At 68.0% G+C, this 11,626-nt stretch carries 13 protein-coding genes; 7 read left to right on the top strand and 6 right to left on the bottom strand.

Going from position 1 to position 11,626, the window contains the following annotated elements; translation table 11 throughout:
* Positions 1-10: 10 nt before the first annotated feature.
* Genes QM682_RS00940 through QM682_RS00920 form a run of 5 tightly spaced genes read right to left on the bottom strand, consistent with a single transcriptional unit; the run spans position 11 to position 6,652 of the window.
* Positions 11-1,168, bottom strand: a complete 1,158-nt coding sequence (locus tag QM682_RS00940; RefSeq protein WP_415126159.1) for a GNAT family N-acetyltransferase — start codon at positions 1,166-1,168, stop codon at positions 11-13.
* 32 nt (positions 1,169-1,200) lie between these two features.
* Entirely contained in the window at positions 1,201-1,965 is a 765-nt protein-coding gene (locus tag QM682_RS00935; protein WP_415126157.1) for an SDR family oxidoreductase, read from the bottom strand.
* Positions 1,962-2,711 (bottom strand): glycerophosphodiester phosphodiesterase family protein, encoded by a 750-nt coding sequence (locus tag QM682_RS00930; protein WP_415126155.1) that lies wholly within the window; start codon positions 2,709-2,711, stop codon positions 1,962-1,964. The genes QM682_RS00935 and QM682_RS00930 overlap by 4 nt, the downstream gene beginning before the upstream one ends.
* A complete protein-coding gene (locus tag QM682_RS00925) occupies positions 2,708-3,148 on the bottom strand; it encodes a RidA family protein (protein ID WP_415126153.1) in 441 nt (146 codons plus the stop codon). The genes QM682_RS00930 and QM682_RS00925 overlap by 4 nt, the downstream gene beginning before the upstream one ends.
* A 60-nt stretch (positions 3,149-3,208) precedes the next feature.
* Positions 3,209-6,652, bottom strand: coding sequence for a chromosome segregation SMC family protein (locus QM682_RS00920; protein ID WP_415126151.1), 3,444 nt, complete (start codon positions 6,650-6,652; stop codon positions 3,209-3,211).
* Between the two features lie 148 nt (positions 6,653-6,800).
* Here QM682_RS00920 and QM682_RS00915 point away from each other — a divergent pair, with 148 nt between their 5' ends.
* The 3 genes from QM682_RS00915 to QM682_RS00905 all read left to right on the top strand — a co-directional run bounded on the left by QM682_RS00915 (position 6,801) and on the right by QM682_RS00905 (position 8,229).
* Positions 6,801-7,154 (top strand): CidA/LrgA family protein, encoded by a 354-nt coding sequence (locus tag QM682_RS00915; RefSeq protein WP_415126149.1) that lies wholly within the window; start codon positions 6,801-6,803, stop codon positions 7,152-7,154.
* Positions 7,151-7,867 carry an LrgB family protein gene (locus tag QM682_RS00910; protein ID WP_415126147.1) on the top strand — a complete coding sequence of 239 codons (717 nt, stop codon included), beginning with the start codon at positions 7,151-7,153 and terminating at the stop codon, positions 7,865-7,867. The genes QM682_RS00915 and QM682_RS00910 overlap by 4 nt, the downstream gene beginning before the upstream one ends.
* Before the next feature lie 86 nt (positions 7,868-7,953).
* Positions 7,954-8,229, top strand: a complete 276-nt coding sequence (locus QM682_RS00905; RefSeq protein ID WP_415126145.1) for a hypothetical protein — start codon at positions 7,954-7,956, stop codon at positions 8,227-8,229.
* Between the two features lie 103 nt (positions 8,230-8,332).
* On the opposite strand, the gene QM682_RS00900 is transcribed toward QM682_RS00905, so the two are convergent.
* Complete coding sequence (locus tag QM682_RS00900; RefSeq protein ID WP_024842734.1) at positions 8,333-8,653, bottom strand: DUF6280 family protein; 321 nt, start codon at positions 8,651-8,653, stop codon at positions 8,333-8,335.
* A 341-nt stretch (positions 8,654-8,994) separates the two neighbouring features.
* On the opposite strand from QM682_RS00900, the gene efp reads away from it, so the two are divergent.
* From efp to chvE, 4 genes are all read left to right on the top strand, one after another.
* Positions 8,995-9,558 (top strand): elongation factor P, encoded by a 564-nt coding sequence (gene efp, locus QM682_RS00895; protein WP_415126142.1) that lies wholly within the window; start codon positions 8,995-8,997, stop codon positions 9,556-9,558.
* Between the two features lie 103 nt (positions 9,559-9,661).
* Positions 9,662-9,931, top strand: a complete 270-nt coding sequence (locus QM682_RS00890; protein ID WP_415126140.1) for a hypothetical protein — start codon at positions 9,662-9,664, stop codon at positions 9,929-9,931.
* A 3-nt stretch (positions 9,932-9,934) separates the two neighbouring features.
* On the top strand, positions 9,935-10,234 hold the full coding sequence (locus QM682_RS00885; protein ID WP_415126138.1) for a GNAT family N-acetyltransferase: 300 nt from the start codon (positions 9,935-9,937) through the stop codon (positions 10,232-10,234).
* A 278-nt stretch (positions 10,235-10,512) separates the two neighbouring features.
* On the top strand, positions 10,513-11,577 hold the full coding sequence (chvE, locus tag QM682_RS00880; RefSeq protein ID WP_415126136.1) for a multiple monosaccharide ABC transporter substrate-binding protein: 1,065 nt from the start codon (positions 10,513-10,515) through the stop codon (positions 11,575-11,577).
* Positions 11,578-11,626 lie beyond the last annotated feature (49 nt).

Here is an 11,626-nt window from a genome sequence, read left to right as displayed (position 1 = left end):
CCGCCGCCACCTAATCCGCAGCCGGCCCCTGGCTGACCGGGCCGCGCCGAAAGGGGCCAAGCTGCTCCAGATAGGCCATTTCTTCGTCCACTGCCTGGGCTTCACGGCCAAGGTAGTCGGCCACGGCGCGCTGAAAGCCCGGATCGCGCAGCCAATGCAGCGAATGGGTCCGGCTGGGCAGATAGCCCCGCGCCAGCTTGTGCTCGCCCTGTGCCCCGGCCTCTACCCTGGAAAGCCCATGGGCGATGGCCCAGTCGACGGCCTGGTGATAGCAAAGCTCGAAATGCAGGCAGGGATGATCCTCGACGCAGCCCCAATAGCGGCCATAAAGCGCGTCGGGACCGATCAGGTTCAGCGCGCCGGCGATGGCGCGCCCCTCGCGCTCGGCCAGGATCAGCAGGCAGTCGCCGCGCATGGTGCGGTGCAGCCGGTCGAAGAAATCCCGCGTCAGATAGGGCCGGCCCCATTTGCGGCTGCCGGTGTCCTGGTAAAACTCCCAAAAGGCGTCCCAATGCGCGGGGCGGATCTGGTCGCCGGTCAGGGCGACGATGCCGCCGCCGAAAGCCTGCGCCCGCTCGCGCTCCTTGCGGATGGCCTTGCGCTTGCGGGAACTGAGCCGCGCCAGGAAATCCTCGAAGCTGGCATAGCCCTGGTTCAGCCAGTGGAACTGCTCGCTTACGCGGGGCAGGAAGCCCTGCGCGGCGCCGATTCCGGCCTCGGCCTCGGTGCAGAAGGTGACATGCGCGCCCGAAAGGCCCGATTGCCCGGCCACCTGCGCCATGGCCTGCAAAAGCGCCGCCTGCACCGCCGGATCGGTCGCGATCAGCCGCCGCCCCGTCACCGGGGTAAAGGGCACCGCGCATTGCAGCTTGGGGTAATAGCGCCCGCCCGCACGCTCATAACCCTGCGCCCAGGCGTGATCGAAGATATATTCGCCCTGGCTGTGGGTCTTCAGATAGCAGGGCGCGACGCCCGCGACCCGGCCGCCCCGGCGCGCGACCAGATGGCTGGGATGCCAGCCCGTGCCTTCGCCGACCGAGCCGGAATCCTCAAGCGCGGCCAGGAAGCGGTGGGTGGTAAAGGGGTTCGCCCCGGCGCCGCAGCCATCCCAAAGGGCGGCGTCGATGCCAGAGATCGCGGGCAGGACGGAGACGGTCACTTCGCTCATGCGGTGCAGGATAGGTCCGGCGGGGCGCTTTGTCAGCGCCCGCCGGTGACATCCAGAACCGCGCCCGTGACATAGCTCGCCCGAGGCGAGGACAGCCACAGCACGCTTTCCGCCACTTCCTCGGCGCTGCCGGGGCGGCCCATGGGCACGGTGTCGGCCAGGCGGCGGGGACGGTCGGGGTCGCCGATCTCGGCATGGATATCGGTCTCGATCAGGCCGGGGCGGATCAGGTTGACGCGGATGCCGTCGCGGGCAAGCTCCTTGGACAGCCCGTTGTTCAACGCCTCAAGCGCGGCTTTCGAAGCCGAGTAGTCCACATATTGCCCGCCCCCGCCCAACCGCGAGGCAGCCGAGCCGATCAGCGTGATGCTGGCCCCCGGCGCCGTGCCGGGACGCAGGCGGCGCGCGGCCTCGCGGCAGGTCAGCAGCGCGCCGATGACGTTGACGCGGATCACCCGCTCGATCCGGGCAAGGTCCATATCGGCCAGGCGCGAGGTCTGGGCCGCGATGCCCGCGTTCACGATGACGGCATCCAGCCCGCCCAGCCCGGCCTCGGCGGCGTCGAAGATGCGGATCACGTCGTCCTCATGGGCGACATCGCCCCGCACCGTCACCGCTTTGCGGCCCATGTCGCGGATGGCCTGGGCGACGGTTTCGGCGGCAGCCTCGTCGCCGCGCCAGTTCAGCGCCACGTCCCAGCCGCGCGCGGCGGCCAGCAGCGCCACCGCCCGGCCGATCCCGCGCGAACCTCCGGTGACAAGCATGCGCCCCGCGCCGGGCGCGGACTGGTCGGTCATGGCAGATACCCCTCGAATGTGATGTTGTCGGCCACGCGCCGCGCGGCCCTTGCCTGCCGCGCCGAGCCGACCGTCCAGGTCAGCACCGGCACGCCCCTTTCCTTCAGCGCCAGCACCGCCGGGTTCCGCAGATCCTGGCGGTCATGCGAGATGAAGCTGGCCCCCACCCGCCCGAAATCCGCGATCCGCGCCAGACGCGCGCGGGTGGGCGCGTCCAGCATCGGCCAGTCGCGCGCCTGATAGCCGCAGGTGGTCAGCCCGACCGCCACGCCGGGCGCGGCCCGATGAAAAGCCGCGACGCCATCGGGGTTGAAGGACATGACCGCGACCGCGCCGCGATAGGCCGCGACCAGTTCGGCCGCGCGCCGGGACAGTTCGCCCGTATCGGGCGCCGCGCGCAGGCTCTGGTCCTTGATCTCGATCAGCAGCGGCACCCGGCCCGCGACCTCGGCCAGCAGCCCCTCCAGGGTCGGGATCGGCTCGTCGGTCCCCATCAGGCGCAGCCTCGACAGCGCGTCGGCGCCCATGTCGCGGATCAGCCCCTGAGTCCCGGTCAGGCGCGGCAGGTCATGGTCGTGAAACACCATGGCCGTGCCATCCGAAGCAGGCTGGATATCGCATTCGATGCCATAGCCCGCCGCGATGGCGGCACGAAACGCCGCCATGCTGTTTTCCGGCACCCCCGGCGAATGCAGACCCCGATGCGCGATCGGGCGGCGCAGGAAATCCGGGTGCAGAAGGGTCATTCGATTTCCAGGATCGCCTCGACCTCGACCGCGACGCCGCGCGGCAAAGCAGGGCACGAGACGGCGGCGCGGGCATGCTGGCCCCTTTCGCCAAACACCTCGGCCATCAGGTTCGAGCAGCCGTTGATCACCTCGGGCTGATCGGTGAAATCCGGGGTCGAGTTGACGAAACCGCCCAGCTTGACCACGCGCTTCACGCGGTCCAGCGATCCCAGCGCCGCTTTTGCCTGCGCCAGGATCGACAGGCCGCAACCCCGTGCCGCCTCGGCCCCGGCCTCGACCGTCAGGTCGGCCCCCAGCTTGCCCTTGGCCGCCGAGATCTGCCCCGAGATGAACAGCATGTTCCCCGAGATCACATAGGGCACATAATTCGCCGCAGGCGCCGGCGCGTCGGGAAGCGTGATGCCCAGTTCGGAAAGTCTGGTCTCGATGCTCATGGAAAGCTCCTTTCAGGTGATGCGGGGACTGTTGCCCCCCTGGCGGCGCGGCGCAAGCCCCTAGGCGACCAGCGCCTCGGCCCGTTTCAGATCGACGCTGACAAGCTGGCTCACGCCCTGTTCGACCATGGTGACGCCGAAAAGCCGGTCCATCCGCGCCATGGTCACGGCATGGTGCGTGATCACCAGGAAGCGCGTGTCGGTGCGGCGCGTCATCTCGTCCATCAGGTCGCAGAAGCGGGTGACGTTGGCGTCGTCCAGGGGCGCGTCCACCTCGTCCAGGACGCAGATCGGGGCGGGATTGGCCAGGAACACCGCGAAGATCAGCGCCAGCGCGGTCAGGGTCTGCTCGCCCCCCGAAAGCAGGCTCAGGACCGAAAGCTTCTTGCCCGGAGGCTGGCACATGATCTCCAGCCCGGCCTCAAGCGGATCGTCGGATTCGACCAGCACCAGCCGCGCCTCGCCGCCGCCGAACAGATGCGTGAACAGCGTGGTGAAATTGCGGTTCACCGTGTCGAAAGCGGCCAGAAGGCGCTCGCGCCCCTCGCGGTTCAGGCTGCCGATGCCCTGGCGCAGCTTGCGGATCGCCTCGGCCAGATCGGCCTTTTCGGCGGCCAGGCGGTCGCGTTCGGTTTCCAGTTCGGCCTTATCCTCATCGGCGCGCAGGTTGACCGCGCCCAGCGCGTCGCGGCTTTGGCGCAGCCGCGCGATCTGGTCCTCAAGCGCATCCGAGGGGGTGTCTTCGACCTGGCCCAGGGCGTCTCGCAGGGCCTCGGGCGTGGTCTCGGCATCCTCCTGGATACGGGCGCGGGCACCCGCCTCTGCCTCGGTCGCGGCCTCGGCGCGGGCTTCGCGGGCGGCGCGGGCCTCACGCGCGTCCGAGGCCAGGCGCTCGGCCTCGCGCTCGGTCTCGGCGGCAAGGCGCAGGGCCTGCTCGGCCGCCGACAGCGCGGCGCGGGCGCGGGTCAGCCGGGCGGCGGCCTGGGCCTCGGCCTCGGTCAGGGCCGTGCGCCGCTCGGCCAGGATCTCGGGCTGGGCCTCGGCCTCGTCCAGTTGCGCGCCCGCATCCTCGCGCCGGGCGGTCAGTTCGGCGGCGCGGCCGCCGGCCTGGTCCAGGCGCAGGCGCCAGCCGGATTCCTCCTTGGCGATCTCTTGCAGGCGCCTGGTGCGCGCGGTCGCCTCGCGGCGAAGCTCCTCCAAGGCGGCGCGGCGGGTCATGGTGGCGATGCGCGCGGCCTCGACCCCCATGCGGGCATGCTCGACCGCCTCGGCGGCAGCGGCACGGTCGGGCAGACCGTCCAGAGCGCGGGTGGCTTCCAGCAGACGGGTCCGGGCATCCTCGGCATCGGCGCGGTGACGGGCCAGTTCCGCGCGGGCGGATTCGGCGCGGCTTTGCGCCAGCGACAGGTCGGATTCGGCGCGGGTGACGGCACGGGCCGCCTCGGACAGGCCGCGCTCGGCCTCGCGCCGGGCTTCGCGGGCACGCTTCTCGGCCTCGGTCGCGGCGGCATGACGGCCGGTGCATGCCCGGTGCATCTCCCGTGCATGATCGGCACGGGTCTCGGCGGCCCCGGCCTGGGCGCTCAGCTCGGCCAGTTGGTTGACCTTTTGCAGATGCAGCGCGGCCGAGGACGACGCCTCGCCCGCCAGCACCCGCATCCCGTCCCAGCGGAACAGATCGCCCCGTGGCGTGACCAGCCGCTGACCGGGGCCAAGGCGGTCTTGCAGCGCCGCCCCCCGCGCCGCATCCGCGACCAGCCCCACCTGGGACAGGCGGCGACGCAATGCCTCGGGCGCCTGGACATGGGGGGCCAGGGGCGCAGCGCCCGGCGGCAAGGGCTGCGCGGGGTCATAGTCGGGCAGCGCGTGCCAACCCGAGCCGTCCCGCACCAGCCCCGCGTTCAGATCGTCGCCCAGGGCCGCACCGAAAGCCGCCTCATGGCCCCGTGCCACCCGCACCAGATCCAGGATCGCGCCGTTGCCAAGCCCGCGCTCGACCAGCCGCTTCAGCGCCGCCATCTCGGCGTTCAGGGCCGAAAGCTCGCCCTCGGCTTCGGCCCGAGCGGCACGGGCTTCGGATTCCTCGGCCTCCAGGGCGGCGCGGCTTTCCTCGGCGTCGGCCAGCGCCTCCTCGGTCGCCTCGACCCGCTCGCGGGCAAATTCCATCGCCTCTTCAGCGGTTTCGCGGGCGGAATGGGCCTCGGCGCCGGTGGTGGCGGCGGCCTCGACCGCCTGCCCGGCCTGCGCCGCCGCGCGCTCGGCCCGGTCCAGCATCTGGCGCAGGTCATGGGCCAGACGTTCGGCGGATTGGTGGCGGGCGGCAAGGCGGGCGGATTCGTCGGTCAGTTCGGCAAGGCGGGTCTCCACCTCGCGCAGTGCCTCGGCGGCTTCCTCGGAGGTCTCGCGCGCCAGGTCCTGGCGCCCGGACTGGCCGGCGCCGGCCTTTTCCAGTTCGGTCCGCTCCCATTCCAGCCGCGCGATGACCTCGCCCGCGTCGCGGTTCAGCGCGGTCTCGCGCTCGATGTCGCGGTCCAGTTGCGAGATGCGGGCCAGCAGGGTCTGGATCGCCTGGGCGGCACGGGCCTCGGCCTCGTCAAGGGCCTCACGCTCGACCGTGGCGCGCGACAGGATCGCGGCGGCGACCTGTTCCTCTTCGCGAAGGGGGGGCAGGACGGCATCCGCCTGCTCGCGCGCGGCGATGGCGCGGCGAGCCTGGGTCTCGGCCTCGGATGCCGCGCGCAGGGCCTGGGCCAAAGCCTCGGCCGCGCCGGCCCTGGCCTGGTCGGCCTCGGCCCAGCGGCGATACAGCAGCACGCCCTCGGCCCGGCGCAGCGCGGCGCCGATCTCGCGATAGCGGGCGGCGGCGCGGGCCTGGCGGGCAAGGCTGGCGGCCTGGGTCGATAGCTGATCCAGCGTGTCGTCCACGCGGGTCAGGTTCGCCTCGGCGGCGTTCAGCCTCAACTCCGCCTCGTGGCGGCGCTGGTAAAGGCCGCTGATCCCCGCCGCCTCTTCCAGCACCCGCCGCCGCGCCTTGGGCTTGGCGTTGATCAGCTCCGAGATCTGCCCCTGCCGCACAAGCGCCGGCGAATGCGCCCCGGTCGAGGCATCGGCGAACAGCATCTGCACATCCCGCGCCCGCACCTCACGCCCGTTGATGCGATAGGCGCTGCCCGCATCGCGGGTGATCCGGCGCGAAATCTCCAGCGCGTCGCTGTCATTCACCCCGGCGGGCGCCAGGCGGTCGCTGTTGTCGATGGTCAGCGCCACCTCGGCATGGGCGCGGGCCGAACGGCGGGTGGTGCCCGCGAAGATCACATCCTCCATCCCCTCGCCGCGCATGGCGGTGGGACGGTTCTCGCCCATGACCCAGCGCAGGGCCTCCAACAGGTTCGACTTGCCGCAGCCATTGGGTCCGACCACGCCGGTCAGCCCCTCGCGGATGACCAGATCGGTCGGGTCCACGAAGCTTTTGAAGCCATTGAGGCGCAGCCGGTCGAAACGCATCGGTGTCCAGGATCGTGCAAATTCCGCCGAATTTTTCGGCGATCCGGCCCGGCAAGTCAACCGCAACCCCATATCTTGGCCAAGGCGCGGGCTTATCCACAAGGTTTAAGGGTTCAAAAGGGGGCGGGGCAAATGCTAACCTGCGGCCATGATCCCCGCGCTGGCCATCCTTCTGTGCTTCCAACTGATCGGCGAAATCGCCGCGCGCGGGCTTGGCCTGCCACTGCCGGGGCCGGTGATCGGGCTGGTGCTGCTGGTCGCGGCCTGCCACCTGCGGCCCGCGCTGGCCACGATGCTGCGCCCGGTCGTGCGCGGGCTGCTGGGGAACCTGTCGCTGTTCTTCGTGCCGGCGGGCGTGGGCATCGTCGCGCATCTGGGCCAGTTCCGCAGCGACGGGCTGGCGATCGCCGTGGCGCTGACCCTCTCGACCGCGCTGGCCATCGGGGCCGGGGCGCTGGTCTTTGCCTGGGTCGCACGCCTGACCGGGCGGACCGAGGAATGACGGATCCGGTCCTGATCTGGTCCTATCTGACGCAGGGACCGCTGCTGTGGCTGACGGCGACCCTGCTGGCCTATTGGGCGGGCGACCGCTTCTTTCGCGCCATGGGGCGGCAAAGCTGGGCCAATCCGGTGCTGGTCGCGGTGATCCTGCTGGCGCTGGGGCTGGGGATCACGGGCACCAGCTACGCCACCTATTTCGAGGGCGCGCAATTCGTCCACTTCATGCTGGGCCCGGCCACGGTCGCGCTGGGAATGCCGCTTTACGACAACCTGCCCCGGCTGCGGCAGGCGGCGCTGCCGCTGATCGCGGCGCTGGTGGCGGGGTCGCTGACCGCCGTCATCTCCGTCCTGGCGATTGCCAAGGCGTTCGGCCTGTCCGACATGATGCTGGCCAGCCTGGCACCGAAATCGACCACGGCGCCGGTGGCCATCGGCATCGCCGAAAGCCTGGGCGGAGAGCCGACGATCACCGCCGTCCTGGTGCTGCTGACCGGCATCTTCGGCGCCGTCATCGCGACGCCCCTGCTGAACCTGCTGGGTGTGCGCGACTGGCGGGCGCGGGGTCTTGCGGTGGGCGTCGCCGCCCATGGCATCGGCACCGCGCGGGCGTTTCAGGTCAATGACACCGCTGGCGCCTTCGCCAGCATCGGCATGGGGTTGAACGCCGTGCTGACCGCGATCATCGCGCCGCTGATCCTGCATCTGTTCCAGTAACGGTCGCGCTTTTAATCATTTTCCGTCATATGGTTCTGGTTTACGATAAAGTGCCAGGCGGGGCCCTTGCGCAAGAAGGTGACCGGATGGACGAGGCGCACATCTCCTTCTTGGCAAGGATTCTCCGCAAGGAAGAGTTTCTTCCTCGGTATGTCGTCGTAAGATCGGAATACATGCGGGGCAGGACGGTGACCTTTCCGGCCGATGTCAGGCTGAACGACACGGGGCCATTCAGGCGAAGCATCCGCCCTTGGGGCAAGGGTTCGGACGTATTTTTCTTCAACCTGACCGCACCTCAATGCAGCAAGGCGGGCCTCGGCACGAACGATGAATGCGTGGTTACCATAATCCCAAGGGATTGATCCGGGAGAACGACAAGCATCCGCGCCGACCCCAAGCAAAAAGGCCGCCCCAACAAAAAAGGCCGCCCCGAAGGACGGCCCAACCCACGCGACACCGCTGCGCTTATGCGGCGTCGGCCTCTTCGGCGGCATGGCGGCGCTCGGATTCCTCGCGCGACAGCGCGACCGAGGTGCGCACGCCCTTGGCCACGAACTCCATCAGGCCCTTGACCACACGCTCATTGGGATCGATTCCCGCGCAGGACAGAACCTCGCGACCGTCGCGCGAGCGTGCCCAACGTGCAATCTGATCAGGCCCGTTGCCATATTTTTTGTCATCCGCGATGGCATCGTCCAGAGCAGCCAGCACAACGGCGGCAAAAAGCTTGCGGGCACGTTGCCCCTGTTCGAAATTGAAAGCCGAGCCATCCACGAAATCGCGCATTTTCTTCTTAATCCTGTTTTTCTTGCAGTCCGCATAGGACAAGGCCCCTGCCCTGTCTTTTTGGTCGCCAATACGGTGTGTCCGGTCGGCTTATCCGATCCCGGCTCTGATTCGGTATGGGCCCTGCCTCATGACAGCCATGCGTTCCATGCAACCCCTCCAAGATTCCACGGTTAGCCCACGAAAAGCATCAGCGTCAAGCCGACCGTGGCCCCACCCGCCCCCTTGACAATATCGCAACAGTGCCTGCGTTGCCTTGGACCGCGTGGGTGGATATAGGTGCGCAAAATCGCGGTTCAAGGCTTAGGCCCGCCGGATTGCATCAAACACAAGGTTGAAAAATGGCCAAGATCAACGGCAATGAAATCAAGCCGGGCATCGTTCTGGAACATGACGGCGGACTTTGGGGCGCGGTCAAGGTGAACCATGTCAAGCCCGGCAAGGGCGGCGCCTTCGCCCAGGTCGAGTTGAAGAACCTGCGCGACGGCCGCAAGCTGAACGAGCGCTTCCGTTCCGAGGACAAGGTCGAACAGGTGCATCTGGAGTTCAAGGACCAGCAATTCCTGTATGAGACCGACGGCAAGCTGGTGTTCATGGACAGCGAGACCTTCGAGCAGACCGAACTGGACGCCGACCTGCTGGGCGACCGCCGGCCCTTCCTTCAGGACGGCATGATGGCCGCCGTGGAATATTACGGCGACGAGGCGCTTTCCGTCCGCATCCCGCAGAAGGTCGTCTGCAAGGTGGTCGAGACCGAGCCCGTGCTGAACGGACAGACGGCCGCGAAAAGCTTCAAGCCCGCGATCCTGGACAATGGCGTGCGCGTGATGATCCCGCCCTTCGTCGGCACGGATGAACGCATCGTCGTCAATACCGAGCTTTTCGAATATTCCGAACGGGCCTGAACTCCTGGCCTGAACACCCGGCCCGGCGCACCATTCCGCGCCGGGCCGAAATAATCTTGAGAACCCGCCTCGGGCGCGGGAACCCTGCCCACAAGAGCCGCGTTTGACCCGAGTTGAAAACAATGAGGGCCAGCCCGTGCCAGCCTCAGCTTCGGGAAAGATGCACAGGGCCATCGCCCAGCGGCGGATCGCTCTTAAGATGGAGCGGTTGCGAAATCTGGAACTGGCGGCGCTCGAAATGATGCGCGAGATGCTCCAGCCGCCGTTTTCCGGCACCCCGCCGCTCAAGGCACAATGGCCTGACGGCTGGCGGCCCCCGCTCGCCGATAATCAGCGGCAGGACAAGACGCCACCAGACGGCAATCCGGATTGATCCATGTCGCAGCCGAACCTTACCGTTCTTCACCAGGATGACGGCCGATCCGGGCGCTATTTCGCGACCCTGGGTCCGGGCCGGGACGAGGCGGAACTGACCTGGCGCGCCGCCGGGCCGGGCACCATCGTGGCGGATCACACCTATGTGCCGGCCAGCCTGCGCGGCTCGGGCATCGCCAGCGCGCTGGTCGAGCGGCTGATCGCCGATGCCCGGCGCAAAGGGCTGCGAATCGTCCCGGCCTGTTCCTATGTGCGCGCCCAGTTCGACCGGCATCCCGACTGGGCGGACCTGCGCGCCTGAATGCGCGGCGGCCTGGCCGACCGTTTTCCCCGCCCCAGGGCGGGGCGTTTTCCCGTGACGCAAGACACGTCCGCCGCGAATCGTAAAAGATTTACCGACCGCGCAAAGCAAAATTGACTGTCCTCACACCGGCGGTCTAGCTTGGGGCCATGCGGGCGGCGCAAGCCGTCGCTGCGGGCAAGATCAGATTCTGCCCGCCTGAAGGGGGGAAAGCACGGTCAGGATGACAAGGCGCCGACAGCGCCGCATTCCGCCGTGCCCGTGAACGGGAGGAAACAATGTTCAGTCTTCGCAAATTCGCGCTGGCGGCCGCTTCGGTCGCGGCGCTTTCGGTGCCGGGAATCGCCGCGGCCGAAGGCATGGTCGGGATCTCGATGCCGACCAAAACCTCGGCCCGCTGGATCGACGACGGCAACAACATGGTCAAGCAGTTCCAGGACGCCGGCTATACGACGGACCTGCAATATGCCGATGACGACATCCCCAACCAGCTTGCCCAGATCGAGAACATGATCACCAAGGGCGTGAACGTGCTGGTGATCGCGGCCATCGACGGCACCACGCTGTCGAACGCGCTGGCCAACGCCAAGGCGTCGGATGTCAAGATCATCGCCTATGACCGGCTGATCCGCGACACGCCCGACATCGACTATTACGCCACCTTCGACAACTTCAAGGTGGGCGTCGAGCAGGCGACCACCCTGGTCAACGGCCTGAAAGAACGTTTCCCCGACACCAAGCCTTGGAATGTCGAACTGTTCGGCGGCAGCCCGGACGACAACAACGCCTATTTCTTCTATGACGGCGCCATGTCGGTGATCCAGCCGCTGGTCGATTCCGGCGAAATCGTGATTCCCTCGGGCCAGTCGGGCATGGACAAGGTCGGCACGCTGCGCTGGGATCCGGCGACCGCGCAGTCGCGCATGGATAACATCCTGTCCGCGAACTATACCGACAAGCAGGTGAATGGCGTGCTTTCACCCTATGACGGGCTGTCGATCGGGATCCTGTCCTCGCTCAAGGGCGTGGGCTACGGCTCGGGCGATCTGAAGATGCCCATCGTCACCGGCCAGGACGCCGAGTTGCAATCGGTCAAGTCGATCCTGGCGGATGAGCAGTATTCGACCATCTTCAAGGACACCCGCGAATTGGCGAAAGTCACCGTCGGCATGGTCAACGCCATGATCAAGGGCGAAGAGCCGCAGGTGAACGACACCAAAACCTATAACAACGGCGTCAAGGTCGTCCCGTCATATCTGCTTGAGCCGGTGGCCGTGACCAAGACCAATGTGGAGGAGATTCTGGTCGGCTCGGGCTATTACAAGGCCGAACAGCTCAAGTAAGCCATTTGCGCCGCCGGAGCCGATCCGGCGGCGTGTTTCCACGGAACGC

The organism is Paracoccus sp. (in: a-proteobacteria), assembly GCF_047605025.1.
Taxonomy (GTDB): domain Bacteria; phylum Pseudomonadota; class Alphaproteobacteria; order Rhodobacterales; family Rhodobacteraceae; genus Paracoccus.
This window is presented reverse-complemented; position numbering and strand designations above follow the sequence as displayed.